Annotated in this window: 15 protein-coding genes and 1 pseudogene; 15 read left to right on the plus strand and 1 reads right to left on the minus strand. The window is 64.4% G+C overall.

All coding sequences use genetic code 11. The features are described 5' to 3' along the window. The 10 genes and pseudogenes from NON22_RS08940 to NON22_RS24965 all read left to right on the plus strand — a co-directional run. On the plus strand, positions 1 to 976 hold a 976-nt coding region (locus NON22_RS08940; protein WP_257386583.1), incomplete at its 5' end, for a 7-cyano-7-deazaguanine synthase. Beyond that, positions 973 to 1,749 (plus strand): Qat anti-phage system TatD family nuclease QatD, encoded by a 777-nt coding sequence (gene qatD / locus NON22_RS08945; RefSeq protein WP_257386584.1) that lies wholly within the window; start codon positions 973 to 975, stop codon positions 1,747 to 1,749. The genes NON22_RS08940 and qatD, both read left to right, overlap by 4 nt. 201 nt (positions 1,750 to 1,950) lie before the next feature. Continuing rightward, entirely contained in the window at positions 1,951 to 3,738 is a 1,788-nt protein-coding gene (locus NON22_RS08950; RefSeq protein ID WP_257386585.1) for an RHS repeat domain-containing protein, read from the plus strand. Next, positions 3,735 to 4,178, plus strand: a complete 444-nt coding sequence (locus NON22_RS08955; RefSeq protein WP_257386586.1) for a hypothetical protein — start codon at positions 3,735 to 3,737, stop codon at positions 4,176 to 4,178. Before NON22_RS08950 ends, NON22_RS08955 begins: the two co-directional genes overlap by 4 nt. 133 nt (positions 4,179 to 4,311) lie before the next feature. Beyond that, positions 4,312 to 6,360, plus strand: a complete 2,049-nt coding sequence (locus tag NON22_RS08960) for an ATP-dependent nuclease (protein WP_257386587.1) — start codon at positions 4,312 to 4,314, stop codon at positions 6,358 to 6,360. Then, on the plus strand, positions 6,357 to 8,150 hold the full coding sequence (locus NON22_RS08965) for a UvrD-helicase domain-containing protein (protein WP_257386588.1): 1,794 nt from the start codon (positions 6,357 to 6,359) through the stop codon (positions 8,148 to 8,150). Before NON22_RS08960 ends, NON22_RS08965 begins: the two co-directional genes overlap by 4 nt. A 15-nt stretch (positions 8,151 to 8,165) precedes the next feature. Then, positions 8,166 to 8,693 carry a hypothetical protein gene (locus NON22_RS08970; RefSeq protein ID WP_257386589.1) on the plus strand — a complete coding sequence of 176 codons (528 nt, stop codon included), beginning with the start codon at positions 8,166 to 8,168 and terminating at the stop codon, positions 8,691 to 8,693. A 445-nt stretch (positions 8,694 to 9,138) separates the two neighbouring features. Beyond that, positions 9,139 to 10,704 (plus strand): hypothetical protein, encoded by a 1,566-nt coding sequence (locus NON22_RS08975; protein WP_257386590.1) that lies wholly within the window; start codon positions 9,139 to 9,141, stop codon positions 10,702 to 10,704. Positions 10,705 to 10,981: 277 nt separating this feature from the next. Then, positions 10,982 to 11,371, plus strand: coding sequence for a DUF6573 family protein (locus NON22_RS08980; RefSeq protein WP_257386591.1), 390 nt, complete (start codon positions 10,982 to 10,984; stop codon positions 11,369 to 11,371). 263 nt (positions 11,372 to 11,634) lie between these two features. Beyond that, positions 11,635 to 11,796, plus strand: a pseudogene (locus NON22_RS24965) (DUF6538 domain-containing protein); the annotation flags it as partial. A gap of 107 nt (positions 11,797 to 11,903) precedes the next feature. On the opposite strand, the gene NON22_RS08985 reads toward NON22_RS24965, so the two are convergent. Beyond that, a complete protein-coding gene (locus NON22_RS08985) occupies positions 11,904 to 12,419 on the minus strand; it encodes an SLATT domain-containing protein (RefSeq protein WP_257386592.1) in 516 nt (171 codons plus the stop codon). Positions 12,420 to 12,928: 509 nt separating this feature from the next. On the opposite strand from NON22_RS08985, the gene NON22_RS08990 reads away from it, so the two are divergent. The 5 genes from NON22_RS08990 to NON22_RS09010 all read left to right on the plus strand — a co-directional run. Then, positions 12,929 to 13,870, plus strand: coding sequence for a M23 family metallopeptidase (locus tag NON22_RS08990; RefSeq protein WP_257386593.1), 942 nt, complete (start codon positions 12,929 to 12,931; stop codon positions 13,868 to 13,870). Between the two features lie 388 nt (positions 13,871 to 14,258). Next, complete coding sequence (locus NON22_RS08995) at positions 14,259 to 14,546, plus strand: hypothetical protein (protein WP_257386594.1); 288 nt, start codon at positions 14,259 to 14,261, stop codon at positions 14,544 to 14,546. Positions 14,547 to 14,726: 180 nt separating this feature from the next. Further along, positions 14,727 to 16,589 (plus strand): tetratricopeptide repeat protein, encoded by a 1,863-nt coding sequence (locus NON22_RS09000; protein ID WP_257386595.1) that lies wholly within the window; start codon positions 14,727 to 14,729, stop codon positions 16,587 to 16,589. A gap of 482 nt (positions 16,590 to 17,071) precedes the next feature. Then, complete coding sequence (locus NON22_RS09005; protein WP_257386596.1) at positions 17,072 to 17,698, plus strand: RNA polymerase sigma factor; 627 nt, start codon at positions 17,072 to 17,074, stop codon at positions 17,696 to 17,698. Further along, positions 17,695 to 17,908, plus strand: a 214-nt coding sequence (locus NON22_RS09010) for a hypothetical protein (protein WP_257386597.1), incomplete at its 3' end; no start/stop codon positions are given. The genes NON22_RS09005 and NON22_RS09010, both read left to right, overlap by 4 nt.

Below are 17,908 nucleotides of genomic sequence, written 5' to 3' on the forward strand. Positions count from 1 at the left end.
GATGATCTCGGAACCCCGCCAAAATCGGTCACGATCAACCGAAATGAGCGGTCACGCCTTACCGAAACAACCGGTCATGCCTTACCGAAATGGTCGGTCACGATCGGCCGAAATACGCAGTCTGGACAGCGCGATTGGCGTTTTGGACCTCGTTCGTGAAGGTCATCGGCCACTGCTGGTTAGCCACGCCTACACCCGGGATGCATCGAAGCAAGAAATCATCAAGGGGCATCTCCCACCGGACCTCTCCCGGTTTGCGGCGATGGCCAATCCGGTGTGCACCTTCAAAGGCCGCGACGTCCAGATGCGGACGCGGAGTTTCAACTTTCTGGCTTACGGGGCGGTCATCGGTGCGACGCTCGTCGAGCGATTCGATGTCGAGGGTCCGATCACTTTGGTGGTCCCGGAAAACGGCCTGATCGCCTTGAACCCGCCGTTGACCGCTCGGCGGATTGGCGCGTTGAGCACCCGGACTACGCACCCCCATTTCTTGGCGCTGATGCAGGAATTATTCGACCAACTGGAAATTCCGGTGCGTATCGAAAACCCGTACGCCGACTGGACCAAAGGCGAAATGATGGCCCAGCCCGAGAATCTGAAAATCCTGAGTCGGTTCGCCGATCAAACGGTGTCTTGCGGAAAATGGAAGCGAAAGGGGGTTCAGTGCGGCAAATGCGTCCCGTGCCTGATTCGGCGCGCTTCTTTCCACGCTGCTGGAATAGAGGATGACACCCGGTACGACCCGGCGCACGAGGATCTGCGGGTGGTCATTGAAATGCCCGACGACCTGAGGGACGACCTTCTGGCCATGGTGCTAGCATGCCGCCGCCTGCCTCAGGCAAACATGCCCATGTGGTTGGCAAAGACCGGTCCGCTCCCCCGCGACGAAGCCAGCCGCGCAGCCTTGGTCGGGGTAGCCGAGCGGGGCTTGGGCGAAGTTCGCGCGTATCTTGATGACTTGGGTTTGATTCGTTGACACAACGCGCTGTCGATTTCCATTGCCACCTCGACCTCTATCCTGACCCTGCTGCCATGGTTCGCCGGTGCGCGGACGCGGGAACCTACGTTCTTTCGTTGACCACGACGCCCAAGGCGTGGAGCGGAACGAGCGCGTTGGCCAAGGACCATCTTCGGATCAGGACCGCTTTGGGCCTCCATCCCGAACTCGCGCACGAGCGCTGGAAGGAACTGCCGGTGTTCGACGAGTTCTTGCCCCGGACCCGGTACGTGGGCGAGGTAGGGTTGGACGGTAGTCCTGACTACCGACCTCACCACGCCATTCAAGCGCGGGTGTTCGAGCACGTTCTGAGCCGCTGTTCGGCGAACGGTGGGCGGATTCTGTCCATCCATAGCCGCCGGGCCGCCACGGCGGTCCTGGATGCCCTAGAACGCCACCGGGACGCTGGAATCCCTGTGCTCCATTGGTTTTCGGGCAACAGCAAAGAGCTGGCCCGGGCCGTTGCTATGGGGTGCTGGTTTTCCGTTGGTCCGGCGATGGTGGCGGGTGCGCGCGGGCGCGCCTTGCTCTCTGCGATGCCGCCCGATCGGGTGCTGACCGAGACCGATGGGCCTTTCGCCGTCGTGGATGGAACGGCGTTGCGGCCTGGTGAGGTGGAGGGGGCTTGCAGCGCACTGGGATCGTGCTGGGGCATCTCGGCCCAGGAAGCGTCCCAACGGGTTTTGTCGTCGTTCCGTGCGCTCATGGCGGTGCAGGTTGGTGGGCCCTCGATTTCGGGCGGCGCCGGCTGATCCTGATCGACCATCGGGGCGGCCCTCAAATTAAATAACCTTATTATCATGTTATAAGGCGATTCGCATCGCTGTGAGAGGACGGCCGCTGCTGCGGCAGTAGGGTGAGCTGGGTACAGCCGTTCTGCACGGCGAGGCGTTCGTGGCCGGCCCCCGGCGATAGCCGGCTGTCCCTTTGGCGGTTCTTTTGGAGCGCACCGGATGCGGCTCGCCTTTCTTCTGTTCCTGACCTGGCTGCTGGCACTCCCCGCCTCGGCGGCCGAACGAAGCCGCTCGTTCGTCTACAACGACCGCAATCAACTGACGGACGTCGTGGACGCCGCCGACCCTGCGCGATCAATTCGGTTCACGTACGACGCCAACGGCAACCGCGAAACCAAAACGCAGGGGGGTACCACGACGACCTACCGGTGGGACGCACGGGACCGACTGATTGAGGTTCTGCGCGACGGCGTGTGGGTGGCCCGGTACGGCTACAACGCCGGCGGGCAGCGCACCTTCAAAGAGGTCAACGGTCCGAGCCCGACCGCGGTGCGCTACGTGTACGACGGCCCGCTCCTGATCGCGGAAACCAACGTGATCGGGAACACCCTGGCCAAATATCACTACTCGGCCAGCGGCCGGTTGCTGGCGATGGAACGCGCCGGCCAGCACTATTTTTATTTGCTGGACGGCCTGGGCACCCCCATCGCCATGACCAGCGCCGAAGGCCTCATCGTCGTCCGCTACCGGGTCGATGCCTGGGGCAACCCCATCGCTACGGTGGGCGATTCCGCCAACATCTTCGGCTTCACGGGCTACCCGGTCGATGACGAAACCGGGCTGCACTACGCCAACGCGAGGTACTACGACAGCGAACTCGGCGCCTTCCTCAGCGAGGACCCGGCGCAGGGCGACCCCACGCGCCCCATCACGCTGCACCCCTACCTTTACGGCATCGGAAACCCCCTGATTTACCTCGACCGCAGCGGGCGAACGGCCGAGTTGGTCGAAGTCCTCGACGGCCACGAGCGCAACCAGGCCGACATCGTCGCCCTTGCCGAGCAAATCAAATCCATGCGCGCCAGCGCCACTTGGTACGAGCGGCCGGTGGTGGAAGTGGGGATGCTGGGCACCGTCCTGCTGACGGCCGGCAATCGTCTGGGGGAGGGCGTGGTTACCATGGCGAACGCCGGCGCGAACGTCGTGTTGAACGCAACCGACACGTACATCGTCGACCTGGGCGAGGGCGCCGACCCGGCCAACGCCGAAGTCGCCACGTTCGCCGAGGACGGCTTTGCGGCGGCCGAAGCTGCCTACCACGACCCGCGGGCCGCTGCGTACGGCGCGATGGCCGCGGCGGCCGAGCCGTATCAAAAAGCCTACGACGGCGACACGGGCGCCCAACTCGACCTGGCGGCCAGCCTCGACCCCCGCAGCCTCAGCAAACGGGTGCTGCGCGGGATGGCGCCTGCGCGGGGACCGCCTCACGTCGGCGGTTCGCAGGCGCACTACATCACCGAAGGCGGCGGCGGGCGCCCGGAACTGACCGCCTCGCCCGGCGGCCCGTCCGTCAGCCTGGAGGAGGCCCTGGCGCCGCCCGGCAGCCAGTTCGGCAGCAGCCGGCAAAACTCGACCCCATACACGGGCGGCCCGCACAGCAGCACGAAGCTGCCACCGGGCGACGGCCTCGATTCCCACCACATGCCGGCGAAGGCCATCAGTGGCCTGGGCGTGGACCCCGGTCCGGCCATCAAGATGGACCCAGCCGACCACCACGAAACCACGAGCAACGGCCGCCAAGGGTTGAGGGGCGAACGCTACCGGATGGGGCTCAAGGCGAAGATCGACCAGGGGCGGATGCGCGACGCGATGGCGACGGAGGTGCGCGACGTGCGCCGCGCCGCGCAGGTTGTTTCCAACAACATGAAAAAGTATAACCAGGCCATGCAGGAAATGCTGGACTACGCCAAAGGCAAGGGCTGGTTGGGCAAGGGGAAAAAGGAATGATGTTCGACGTGCGGCCATATGAAGGTGTCGGACCATTGGTGCTGGGCATGTCCCCGGAGGAGGCGCGCGCCGTCGTTGGCGGGCCCTTGCGGTCGGCGATCAAAGAGGGCGAGCGGGTCGAGACCTACCGCGATTTCACCTTGGCGTATTCGGCGGACAACCGGCTCATTGAGGCTTCGTTCTCGGCGCCGGCGGACGTGCGGTTTCAGGGCGCAAACCTGTTCACGACCCCGGACGCGCTGGCGAGGCTGGTCGCGGCCGACGGCGCTCCCCTAGAAGGATTCGGCAGCATCGTGTTCCCGGCCTTGGGGCTGGTCGTCGTGGACTTCGACAGCGACCAGGAAAGCGACCGGGCGGTGCAGGTGTTCGAGCGCGGGCGCTGGGATTCCATGACGCATTTGAGGTCCTACGAAGCAGGCGGTTCGGGAGTGGCGCGTTAAATGTCTTCAGACTCGCCTCCGCGGCCTCTCGGCCGGGCCTCGCCTGTGAGAGTTCGGCGCGCGTCGCGACAGTCAAAGGATGCCAAAGCGCCTACGTGAAAGCGGACCGCGCTCGACCACCACGGGGAGTGGAATGCGAATCGAAAAAGTAGAAGTGAAGAATTTCCGCCTGCTCAAGCAGGCCACCGTGTTGCTCGAAGAACAAACCACGGTTGTGGTGGGGCGGAACAACAGCGGCAAAACCTCGCTGACGGAGCTATTCCGGCGTCTGCTGAAAGACACCACCCCGCAGTTCCGCCTGGAAGACTTCGCGCTCCCCGTGCATGCGGATTTCTGGACCGCCGCCAAAAAGCTGTCCGATGGGGAAAAACTGGATGACGTCCGGAAAACGCTGCCGTGCATCGAGGTGCGGATGACGTTCCGGTACTCAGCCACCGAAGAACTCGGGCCGCTGACCCCGTTCGTGGTCGATTTGGACGAAGCCTGTTCCGAGGCGCTGGTGGTCGTCCGGTTTGAGCCGCGCGACGGCACCCTGACCGACCTCCTCGCGAAGGAGGGGGCGACGGACGCTCCGATTGAGGTCCAGCAGGACCGATTCTACCGAGCGCTCCAAGACCGCATCGGCAAATCGTATGGGTGCTCCGTACACGCCGAAGACCCGAACGACCCCACGAACCGAAAGGAACTCGACCTGGGTCATCTGCGGGCCATCGTTCGGGGAGACATCATCACCGCGCAGCGCGGGCTGGACGACACCACCCTCCGAGACCGAGACGATTTGGGAAAAATTCTGCAGGCCCTCTTTGACTCCGCCTCCGCGGAAGGTGCGGACGATGCTGGCAAGAAACTCATCGAGGGGCTGACCCAGGCGGTCGATGGCATCCAGGAAACCCTGCGATCCCAGGTGAAGACCCACTTGCAGGGACTACTGCCGCACTTCGAGGTGTTCAACTATCCGGGGTTCCACAACCCCAATTTGACGACGGAAACCGGTTTCGACGTGGCGCGGCTGCTTCAGAACCACACCAAGGTCCGCTACCCGGGTGCGCACGGTTTGACGTTGCCCGAGACCTACAACGGACTCGGCGCGCGGAACCTCATCTACATCCTGTTGCACCTCTATAGTTTCTTCAAACAGTTCCAGGTTGCGCCGGCTGCTCCCGCCGTCCACCTCGTATTCATCGAGGAGCCGGAAGCGCACCTGCACCCGCAGATGCAAGAGGTGTTCGTTCGACAACTGGACGTCATCGCCAAGAAGTTCGCTGAACTCAATGGGGGCGGGTCGTGGCCGGTCCAGTTCCTCATCTCCACGCACTCGTCTCACATTGCGAACTCTGCGCCCATCGACGCGCTCCGATACTTCATGGCGGGTGCGGAGGCTCCGGGATCGCCGTGGCGCACGGCGCGAATCAAGGACCTCCGTGCCGGTCTGTCGGGCAAGCCTGAACCCGACCGAAAGTTCCTTCAGCAGTATCTGACGCTGACTCGTTGCGACCTATTTTTTGCGGACAAGGTCGTTCTCATTGAGGGTACCTGCGAGCGGTTGTTGCTGCCCGCTATGATGAAGCTGGTAGATGCCGAAGACGCGAAGGCCCCGCAACTGGCCAGCCAATACTTCACGGTGCTGGAAGTGGGCGGTGCCTATGCGCACCGCTTCGATGATTTGCTGGCATTCCTCGAACTACCGGCCCTGATCATCACGGACATCGATGCGGTCGATGACAAAGGAAAAGCCTGTCCGGTGTCCAGCAGCGCGAAATCGAGCAACGCCTGCATCAAGGCATGGTTCGGAAAGAAATCCACTAAGCCGGGCGACTTGATCGCGTACGCGGAAGGAGATCGCATCAAAGGCATCAAGCGCCTCGCTTACCAGATTCCCGAGGGCGAGGGCGAACCGTGCGCTCGAAGTCTGGAAGATGCAGTGATGCTCGCGAACAAGGCGACCTACGGCTTGCAGGGAATAGCCGCAGCCGACCTCGGCCAGAAAGCCGGCGACCTGGCCAAAGAGCACAAGAAGACGGAGTTCGCACTGGGGTTGGCTCTGGGTGATCCAAATTGGAAAGTTCCGCGGTACATCGCTGAGGGGCTGCGTTGGCTGGCGCGGACGCACGCACCGGAGTCGACCGCTCCGCCACCGACGACGAATGCAGCGGCGGCGCCCTCGCCAGGAGCAGCGGCGTGAACCAGCCGGCCCCTCTCAATCCCGCGAAAGCAGAGGCCGAAAAAGCCATGGCACAACTGTTCGAGTGCATCCGCACCGGGCAGAGCTTTGTGTTCGAGGCCGGCGCGGGCGCCGGTAAAACCTATTCGCTCATCGAAGCATTGGAACGGTTGCTGGCCGAGCGCGGGCGCTCTCTGGTCCGCCAACACCAGCAGATTGCCTGCATCACGTTCACCAACGTGGCGAAGAACGAAATCGACACGCGCACGGACCGCCACCCCGCGGTGTACTCGGACACCATCCACGGCTTCTGCTGGTCGCTTCTGAAAGACCAACAGAGCGAATTACGCCGGCTGGTTCCCGAGTTGAAGAAGTGGCCGGAGCGCCTGGCGGAAGCCGGCGAAATCGGAACCCGGCAAATCAATTACGAACTTGGCTTTCCGCGTGTCGAAGACGACGTCCTCTCCTTGAGCCACGACGACGTGCTCGACCTGATGACTGCATGCCTGAGCAAGCCCAAGTTCCGACGCATGATGACGGCCCGCTACCCCATCCTGTTCATCGACGAGTACCAGGACACCGACGCGGACTTTGTGAATGCGTTGATGACCCACTTCCTGGGCCAGCCGGGGGCGCCGCTCATCGGGCTATTTGGGGACGGCTGGCAAAAAATTTACGGCGACGGATGCGGCACGGTTTCTTACGAGGGCCTGGCATCCATTGGTAAGGGCGCCAACTTCCGCTCGGTCCCCGCCGTGGTGAGCGTCCTCAACAAGATGCGGCCCGAACTTCCCCAGGCGGTGGAAGACGAAGACGCCCCCGGCAGCGCCGTCGTCTACCACACAAACGGGTGGACCGGGACGCGGCGAACGGAGCCGCACTGGAAGGGAGACGTGAGCCCGGAAGCGGCCAAAGCCTACATGGAGCGCGTTAAAGCACTTCTCACGGAGGATGGATGGCGCTTCGAGCCCAGTGAGACCAAGGTGCTGATGCTCACGCACAACTTGCTGGCCCAGGAGCAGGGATACGCCAGCATTGCGGCAGTGTTTCCCGGACGCAACGACGCGTTCGTAAAAAAGGAAGACGCCCACATCGCGTTCCTGGTGGACGTTGTGGAGCCCGCGTGCGCGGCCTTCGCCGCCAAGCGCTACGGCGATATGTTCGCAATATTAGGTGGGGCGGTGCCCCTCATTACCAGTCCCCAGCGGAAGGCGGCCATCCGCGCTTCCATGGAGCGCCTGGTGGCGTTGCGGACGGTCGGCACCATCGGTCAGGTCATCGACTACCTCCGTGCCGAGGATGGCTTTCATCTGCCGGAGAAGGTCGAAGGGAAGGAAGCGGACTTGCTGCTTCACGCTGCAGAGAAGGCGGTCGGCACGGCTCCGCCCGAGGCCGCCGAAGAGAACGAGGGCGGTGAACAACAGTCCTCGGCTTGGATGGACCGGCTTCGGCAACTGCGTCAGGTCCCCTACGCCGAGGTCGTTGCGCTCGAACGGTTCATCAACGGGATGACGCCCTTTGCGACCAAGCACGGCGTCAAGGGGGCGCAGTTCAACAACGTACTGGTGGTCGTGGGTCGAGGCTGGAATCAGTACAACTTCGACCAGATGCTGGCCTGGGTGAGCAAGGGAATTCCTAAGGGGAAGGCCGACACCTTCGAGCGAAGCCGCAATCTCTTCTATGTGGCTTGCTCTCGGCCACGGAAACGGCTCGCGGTGCTGTTCACTCAGGAGGTTTCTCCGACTGCCATGGGCACGCTGAAATCGTGGTTCGGTGCCGACAACATTTATGAGATCTCTGGCGTGAGTTAATCCAAGCCGACTCCGGTGGGCGAGGCTTTGCTACTGCTAAGTTTTTGCTTCTCCATTCCGCATGGTTGGGCCGAAAGGTCTGTGGAGGGCCGTAACGCATTGTGGAATAATTTCTTGCCGATGACGGGAGTAGTGGAGAGGCTAAAACTGTTTTTGGGGGCGATAAGTTTGGTGGGAAAACCAGTTCACCTTGAACTCCGATGGTTGTCCTTCTCTATTGATGAAAACCTGATTCACACAGCCATCAATGGTGGCTCTTCAAGGGGAAACTCAATGCCGACAACAGAGGCTGTCACTGCACAGGAACTTCTAGGTCTTTCGAATCCAATTGTGTTGTTCCTGCTGTGTGTTGCTTATGGGGCGCTTATAGCGATTTTGGCAAGGATACTGACAAATCGTATCATTGGCTGGATTATTTCTTTGGTGGCTGTTCTTGTTGTCTGCTTATCATTAAGCTTTCTAGTTAAATTTGGTGATTGGTGGTGGGTATATTTTCTTTTGGCACCCATGGCCGGTGCTACGGCGATCAGTAAAATTCCTTAGTCAATAACAACGTTGCCGCGTGAATTAGGTGATGAGTAACAGCGTAAAAAGTGCAAGAAAAATAGCTGCTAGTGACAAGGGGGTGGCTAAATCAACCGCCCGCTCTGACAGCCTGAACCATGCTGGTCGCCGTTTTTCGACATCGGTGCTCCACTGCTCCAAGCGCTCTCGGAGAGATTCTGGACGAGGCGTCGCTGGCCGCATCCATTGTTTCAATCTGCCTAAGGCATCGCCCGATACGGCGAAGTTCTTGGGGTGAGAAATGTGCGAAGACGAGGCCATGACAAGGAGAATAAGTGAAGTCGGTTCCAACCTAACAGGTAATGTGCAGACCGCAAGATCGGTCCGTACGTGTTCTCTTTTGTTTCTTTCTTGGAGATGCCGTGCGCTGCTTCAATCACAGTGTCCATCCGGACAATGATTCCCGCACTATTGGGCCAGGACCGTGGACGAGCGCATAGCCCGGCTCAAAACATCCCAGGACGCCCGCAACCTTGCGGCGAACGCCCGGCGGCTGGGGCGTGCGGACCTGGAAGCCGAAGCCCTGCAGCGCGCCAGCGAACTGAAGGCCGCAGAGGAGGGCTACACAAGCCCGGCGCAGCAGGCCATCGCGCTTGCGCTGTACGCCTACGAGGATGAGCAAAGCCGGCTCAAGGGCCGCACCTTCCGAGCGAGCCGAACCCGCCAGATGCTGGAGAGACACGGGGTGCTGGCCGCGGCCGAACGCATGGTACTCACCCGGAAGCCATCCACGGGCTACGAAGTGCTAGAAGAAGCGGGGCTGCAGGAACTGAGTTTCGAGTCCATCATCGACCGGTTCCCGACCGAGTTCTCACCCATCGCGGTGGAGGCCGCACGAGCCCGGCTGGAAGGCCGTCCCCCGCCACCGGGGGCGCGAGCGGCCGCCTTGCTGTCCGAACCATCGGCCGCCCCGGCTGAAGAAGAACTTCCCAACCCGGCCCCCGTGTTCGACGACGAAGCGCGGATGTTCCTGGAGGGGTTCATGGACCCCGGTGCATGGTCCCTGGCGGGTTGGCTGCCGCTCTATCGGGCGACCGTCCAGGCCATCGAGCGGGCGCTGTCCGAGGGCCACCCTCAAGACACGTTCGAAACCGTGTGGCGCAACCAGGACAACGCCATCAGCCACGCAGGGCAGGGGCTGTTGAAGTACGAGACCGTAGATGCGATGCGCGACGAGTTCGTCCAGGTCATTAGCGACATCCACAAGGACGGCAGCCCGGCGAACTTCGAGCGCATCGTGGAACGGTTCGAGGGCTGGAGGACGGACGGCCGCATCGGCATGGTGCCTCGCCTGCTCATCGCCCGCGCTTTCGCTGGGATCCACCCCGAGCGCTACCACACGACGGTCGATGCGACCCGGCAGAACCAGGCGCTGGACTGGTTCGCGGCGCACACCGGGTTCGTCGTTTCTCGCTCAACCAGTTGGGCGGTGCGGGCCGAGGCACTCACCGCACACTTGGACCGAGCCGGCGTCTTTGAGGACATCCTGGCCCGCAACATTTTCCCGTGGTTCGTGGTGGATCAGTTGCGCGCCCGCACCGTGCCCCCTGGCATACCGCCGGGGCATACGCCGCGGCCGGAGTTGGCGCTTTCAGACCTGCCGCCGGCGCGCCGCGTCATCGTGTTGCGGCACAACGCCGTGCAGACGGCTTTGTTTGCCCGCTTGGTCGCGGAATTCGGGCATCAGAACGTGTGGACCGAATACCCGACGGGGACGGGCGGCTACGCCGATGCGGTCGCCCGGCGTCCCGATGGTCGCTGGCAGGTCTACGAAATCAAGATTGCCGACACTGCCGGCGAGGTGGTCCGCCAGGCTATGGGCCAACTGCTCGAATACAGTTTCCGGACGGGTGGACTGGAACCACTGAAACTCGTGGTCGTTGGCGAGCCTGCGTTGGACGGTACCACCGACCGCTTCCTGGCGCGCCTTCGTACGGACTTCAATCTCGACATCGACTACCTGCAGGTCGAAGCGCCGGCGTTCGCTTAAACAACCCTCGTTGGGTCATTCGCTGGGGCGACACGCGCCTAGCCCTTCAAACCATCAGTGCCTCAAGCAACGGCAGCCCTCACGCTCGGCTTGTTCGGTCAAGGGACGGCCCCCGGCCCGTGTCGTCGCTCCCTTCGTTCGCTCCAGCCCGCGCCAGCCGTGGGCCTGCGTCGGCGTACCGCCGCCGCTCCCTTGACCGCGCCTCACTCCGGGCGGGGTGTGTCCATCCGGACCATCCGGGACGGATTGTCCGGACCGGACCAGGAAGGAGCGAAGCATGTTCACCAATCACGACGTTATCCATACCTACACCCGCCGCGAAGCCCTGGACGATGGGGTACTCATGGACGCCGGGGCTCCCGCTCGCGAAGCCGGGTTCAAAGTGCCTGTGGCGCTTACCGCCCGAGTCTGGGGGACGTGCGTTGGCTGGGGCTCCGACGAGAACGTGCCGCAGGACGAAGCCGGTAGGTTGTGGGATGTCCTGTGGATGGCGTCGCTGGCCGCCCGAGCGGCGGCCAGCCGAGGCGACAGCGGGCGCGTTCTGTTTGAGGTATTGGTGGTGCCACGAGGCGGCCGCCGACCGCGGTTGACCCGGTTGGCTCTCCTCATTGGTCCGGGCGACCAGGGGGAGTGCGTCGCGACCATCATGGCTCCCGACGAGGACTGACCCCTTTCGCATGGCTGTCCAGGGGCGCAAAGCCCCTGATATGCTCCCCACCCACTTGGTCACCTCGGTTGGTCACTCTCGCCGAAACACCAAGCGCAACAAGGGCTTGTTGCTGCAGGGACTTAGGAATTTCGTCTCGATCCTAGTCTCCCAGCCACACAAAAAGCCCTCGAGAAATCGAGGGCTTTTTCGTTTCTGGCCCTTGAGGTGGCGCACAACCGGCTCGCACAGATGGAGGCCCCCTGCGCCTCGCCCGCCATCTCATCCGCGTCCCCAGCGGGGTCTATTACTTCCGCCAGTGGGCTCCCCTGGATCTACAGCTCGCCAGGGGCCGGCAGTTCGTTCAAACCAGCCTGCGGACCCGGGACACGCGCGCCGCCAAGGCCTACGCGCTCACGCTGTCGCTGCGCTACGCTCAAGTCTTCGCGGAGCTGAGGGGAACTGTGAACCCGAGCGCGAATGTTCCGGGGAACGTGCTCGATGTCCATTTCGGTCCCAGGAGCCGAGACGCGGCTCCACCCTGCTCGCGGGCTTACGCAGAGTCGTCCTTGTCGCCGCCGGACGAACCCGTAGAAGAAAGAGGCTTCAGGGCGGCAAAGAAGGCTTCCGCCTCGACCGATGTTATCTCGCGGCAGCGATCGAGCGCCTCGGCCGTTGCCTGAAGGATGTGCCTGTCTCTATCGACGGCTTGCAGGACGTCCTGCGCACGAATGACTTCGATTTCCCATCTCGCCTTGACGTGTTCGAGGGCTTCCGCCGCGAGCGTGCGTCCGCGCCAAAGCCGTTCGCTTCCGAGAAATGAGGAAAGGCCGTTCGAGAAAGCGATCAGAAACCCCAGAACAACCAGGAGTCGGTCTTTCGATCCGATCTGGCTCGATGCAATGAGCGGAATGAGCAGTCCCAACAGGATGGTCAGGATTCCGCATGAGCGATAGAAAATCATCGGCCAGACTTGCTTCCTTCGATACCAGGCGATCGAGACGCCGATCTCGCGATCCACGATGGCGGCGGATCGGGAATAGACAGAGCCGTGCTCTCCATTGGACATCGTGGTTCCCCGTCGGGCGCATGCTCTGACGGAGTGTCGCTACGTGGTGCCTTCTCCCAGTCCGTCTCGACGGGGCGCTTTCGGCAACGCGGCCACCGCCTGAGCCGCCAGCTTTCCCTGCCCACCTGTCGTCGTGCGCGCGGACGTAAGCTTGCATGCACCGGCGACGGCGCGTTCGATGCCTCCGCCGCTGCCCGACCCGGCTCGTCGTTGGTCGCCGGCCCGAAGCGAAACGCGGGCTCTTGCGAGGACGTCAGTGTCCATTTGCTTCGCCAGTCGTGGTGCCGGGTCGCCGTCCTCGCCCGGCTAACGCCCGGTGCCGTCGTCACCGCACGACAATGCGAAGCACGCCGCTCCATCGTGCGATTTCATGCAACGTGCACGAATCCCCGCGGCGAAATCCGCGGAAAAGCGCTCGCAGCCATTGGCATTCGCCTTGCGTACTCGACGTCACCGTCCGGCGTTGCCGCCGGTTTCGCTCTGCGTCGCCGCAACCATTGGAGCCCGCCATGACCGCACGCATCGCCACAGCCCCCTTGATGCAGTTCATCGCCGTCCTGTTCGCCGCCTGCGTCTTGCCGGCGTTCGCCGCGACGCCGCTGGTCACCGCGCCGCAGGGCGGCGTCGCACGTTGGGACGGCCTGAAGGCGAAGGAGTGCGGCATCTACGGCAAGCGCTATGGCGCGATCGCCGGCAGCTGCTACTACCCGGTCGATATCCGGGCCAGGCCGGGCCGCTATCAGATCGCGCTGTGGGACCAGGAGGGACGCCGGCATCTGGGTGCTCTGGTTGTGGAGGATGCACATTTTCCCGATGTGGACATGGAACTGCCCGAAACGCTGTCGCGCTATCTCGATGTGTCGGCCGAAGACCGTGCGCGCGCCGCGGAGGAGAGCGCTGCCGTGCGTCAGGTGTTGTCCGGCACCCTGGACGCGCCGCGTTTCACCTTGCCGCTGCACAGGCCGGCGGCCAGCCTGCCGCGCAGCGAGGACGATTTCGGCAGCCTGCGCACGTTCAACGGCAAGCACAAGAGCCTGCACAGCGGCCGCGATTATCCGGTCGGCGATGGCAACACGGTCCGTGCGGTTGCCGACGGCCGCGTGGTGCTCGCTGCGGATCATTTCTTCACCGGCAATGCCGTCTACGTCGATCACGGCGGCGGCCTCGTCAGCATGAACTTTCATCTCAAGTCCATCAGCGTGAAGACCGGCGACGAGGTCCAGCGCGGCCAGGCAATCGGCAAGGTCGGCGCCACCGGTCGCGCCACCGGGCCGCATCTGCACATGGGCCTGCGCTGGCTGGGCAAGCGCATCGATCCGGCGCTGCTGCTGGAGGCGCCGTCGAAATTGCCCAGTGTCAGCGACAGCCACACCGAAGCCGAGCAGAAGATCCGCGAAGCCGAACAGAAAGAGCCGGACGAAGTGGACTCCAGCTTGGACGAGGAAGGCTGAAGCCACGGCGCCGGCGACCCGTTGCCGCGGCGGCGCTGTCGCGCCGGGTCGGGGCGCGCCGTGCCGGAGCGAGGACATCGACGCCAGCGGATCGGCCGGTCGGAAACGTTCGCGATGCTGCCGGCGACTCCGGCCCGACCGTCGGGCCGGCCTCTGCCGCCGCGAATGAGCGGCCGGCGCGCTTCGCCGGCAGCGGCATCGTGGTGCGCAGCAGCATCGCCGTCGCCCGCGTCTCGGCAATGTCCGACGGGCGAGCTCCGGCATGTCGACGTCTTCGCGGGCTCGCGTCGATCTCAGTGCCAGATGAACGCAATTTTCCGCGCCCGCCAATGACGCCGATTACTCCCTTCGCTACGATGAGGCGTCCTCAACCGGTGCCAGGGATCGAATGAAAACCTATCTCGATGCGCATGCGGCCTTCGTCGAGTGGCTGGACGGCGCCGCCGATTGCGAGCCGACAGCCGAGCAGGTCGAAAAGGCCATGTTCGACCTGGCTGCCCGCGCCGCCAGCCGCGGCATGAACGAGGCTCACTGGACGTTCGTCGTCGACGGTCTCATTGCCCATGCCAAGCGTCGGTGTCCCGAGAACTCGGAGTTGCCGAACTTCGTGGCGCGCGGCTTCGATTTTTCGACGCGATGGTCCTCGGTCCAGGCAGAGGCGCAGCGCTCGACGTGATCGACGTTTCCGTCGGTCCGGCAGAGACAGATCCTGCCGTTCGTCCGGCGGCAGACTGCTGGTGCGGGGCCACCGGGCGCCAGGTTCGCCCGCGCTGCTCGTGATCTCCCCGATACGCCGCGCGCAGCGCGCAGCGTGCGCACAGAGCAAGTCGCGTTCAGAGTGGCCTCGTACGCTTGCGTGGCCCGCGCGATCACGTCATTCGCCGCATCCGCTCACGCTGCGAGCTCGAAGAAATCCAGGCCAAGCGGCCCGGATCCAGCGCGCGACGCCGGTTGCCGCACGCTTGCCGGCGGGAGTATGGTGCCGCCGGGTATCGGCGTGGGGAACGTCATGGCTCGACTCTCGGCCGTCGGTCTGCTTCTCGTGCTCGCCATCGCGGCGCTGTGGTACGTCCGGCGGGATTCCGAATCGCCGTTGCAGTCCTCTCCGACGGCGTCCTCGCCCGCAGCGCTCGACCCGGCCCTGCAACTGCCCGGGGCTTCGCTGCTCGACGGGCTCGGGCAGCATCGGTTCGCAGTGACGAGCTCGCATCCGGACGTGCAGCGCTGGTTCGATCAGGGCCTGATGCTGACCTACGGCTTCAATCACGATGCGGCCGCGCGCTCGTTTCTGAAGGCATTGACGCTCGATCCGGAATGCGCCATGTGCTGGTGGGGGGCGTCGCTGGTGCTCGGACCGCACGTGAACGCGACGATGGACCCGGCCGACAACGCGAAGGCGTGGGACCGTCTGCAGAAGGCGGTGGCGCTGGCACCGAAGACGTCGCCGCGCGAACAGGGATTCATTCGCGCGCTGCAGGCGCGCTATGCGGCCGCGCCGCCCGAGAACCGCAGGCCGCTCGACGAGGCCTATGCCGAGGCCGCGGGTAAGCTCGCGGCCGAGTTTCCCGGCGATCTCGACGCGGCCGTGTTTCACGCCGAAGCGCTGATGGACCTGCAGCCGTGGGACTACTACGACGCCGACCTGCGGCCCAAGGGACATACCGCGCAAGTGGTCTCGATTCTGGAGTCGGTGCTGCAGCGCAATCCCGATCATCCCGGCGCGTTGCACCTGTACGTGCATGCGGTCGAAGCATCCGCAGATCCGCAGCGCGGCGTCGATGCGGCCGATCGCCTGCGCGAGCTGATTCCCGGTTCCGGCCACCTGGTGCACATGCCCGCGCACATCTACGCGCGCGTCGGGCGCTGGCATGATGCAGTGATCGCCAATCAGCGCGCGATCGAGGCCGACAATGCCTACCTCGCGGCCTGCCGCGGCAATTACTCGGGTGTGTATCCGCTCGGCTACGTGCCGCACAACCATCATTTCCTGTGGTTCGCTGCCAGCATGGAAGGCGCGAGCGCGGTGGCCGAGTCCGCCGCGAAGGAAACCGCCAGGCGCACGGATCTCCCCGAGCTGATGCGGAAGCCCGGCTACGAGGCGCTGCAGAGCTACTGGATGACGCCGTGGTTCGACCGCGTGCGCTTCGGACGCTGGGACGAGATTGCCGCGCTGCCCAATCCGGCGCCGGATCTGCTCTACGTCAGCGCGATCTGGCGTTATGCGCAGGGCATGGCCGCGGTGCGGCAGCAGCGCTTGCCGGACGCCGACGCGCACCTGGCCGAGCTGAGCGCGATTGCGGCCAATCCGGCGCTGGAAAAAATGCTGGTGTGGGACCGCTATCCGCTCAGCCATGCCGTCCGTATCGCCGGGAAGGAACTCGCCGCCGAGCTGGCGCTCGCGCGCAGGGATTCGCCGGCCGCCATCGCGCTGCTGCGCGAAGCGGTGGCCATCGAAGACCGTATCCCCTATGACGAGCCGCCGGGCTGGCATGCGCCGACGCGGCACCGGCTGGGCGCGGCCCTGCTGGCCGCCGGCCAGGCCGCGGACGCCGAAACGGTGTATCGCCAGGAGTTGCAGCGCAACCCGGCGAACGGCTGGTCGCTGCAGGGCCTGGCGCAGAGCCTGGACGCCCAGAAACGCGACTCGGCCGACGTGCGCGCGCAACTGGGACAGGCCTGGCAGCACGCCGACGTCAAGCTGGCTTCGTCGCATTTCTGATTCGTCCCGTTAGTCGGCATCCCCGCACGGCCGCCGCAACCGGCGACCCGCCAGGCTCGGGCATGATGCGGTCGCGCGCGTAGTCGAACACCACGTTGAAGCGTGCGAGAAAGCGGGCGTGCCGTTCTGGCCGAACGCGACGACGTCGCGGCCGGCGGCGTATTCGGCGAGTGTCGTCGAAGCGAGGCCGAATCATTTCGGGATCTTTCGCCCCGGTAGGTCGTTGCCGCCAGTCGCAGTGAAGCGGTTGCGCCTGCTCGCGGCGCCCGGTCTCGCAACGGAATCCTCCAGAACTTCTTCGCCGTGTTCACGCGGCAGAACACGGGCGTGGACCGCACATCCGCGGCCGCATAGTCGCAACGTGAAAAAAGCGTCGCGGCTCGTTATGCTCGATCCGACACGGGGCGGGGGCCTGCCGGGCGATTCGTCGCCGCGGCTCGGCGACGACGACAGATCGGCCGGCACGGGCGACGGGGGGAGCGATGGAGGGGGCTTCTGGCGAGAAAGACGAGGCCGAACCATCGGCCGTCGAGCTATCCGAATCCGACGTCGTCGCGCGCCTGCCCGGTGTGCGGGCGATGATCCTGCGCATGACCCGCGATCCGACCCTGACCAGCGACCTGACCCAGGACGTGCTCGTCGCGGTCGTCGTGGCGCTGCGCGAGGGCCGCATCCGCCAGCCGGCCGCGCTCGCCGCCTACATGCACCAGTCCGCCCGGCACATCGTCTATGCGGCCCATCGCAAGGCGCAGCCGACGGCGCTGGCCGAGTTGCCCGAGCAGGAAGAGCCGCTGTGGCTGGACCGGCCGCTGACGCCGCTGGAGCAGTGCGAGGAGGACGAGCTGCGGCGCATCGCGCGCGAAGTCCTGGCCGAGTTGCCGGCGCAACGCGACCGCGACCTGCTGGTCGGCTACTACATCGACGGCGCCGACAAGAGCGAGCTCATGCGCCGGCTCGATCTGACGGCCGATCAGTTCGACAAGGTGATCTTCCGCGCCCGCACGCGAATGCGTGAACGGCTTCGCGAAAAATTAAGCGGAACCAACGACGTGGTGCGAGATCCGGCCCGGTCTGCGCTCCCAATCCGTGGCAGATCGAGGTCCGAATGATTTCCGCGCTCGACAATCACCTGCTGCGTGCCTACCTCGACGGCGAGATGGACGAGTCCGCTGCCGAAGCGTTCGAGATCCTCATGATCGAACGCCCGGAGCTGGCCGAGTTCGTCGATGCCGACACGGCGCTGCGCCTCGGGCTGGCCGAGGCGCCGCCGGCGGCGTCCGCTGCACCGGCCCCGTCGGCGGCGCCGTCTCCGCCGGCCG

Origin of the sequence: Tahibacter caeni (assembly GCF_024609805.1) — a bacterium.
Taxonomy (GTDB): domain Bacteria; phylum Pseudomonadota; class Gammaproteobacteria; order Xanthomonadales; family Rhodanobacteraceae; genus Tahibacter; species Tahibacter caeni.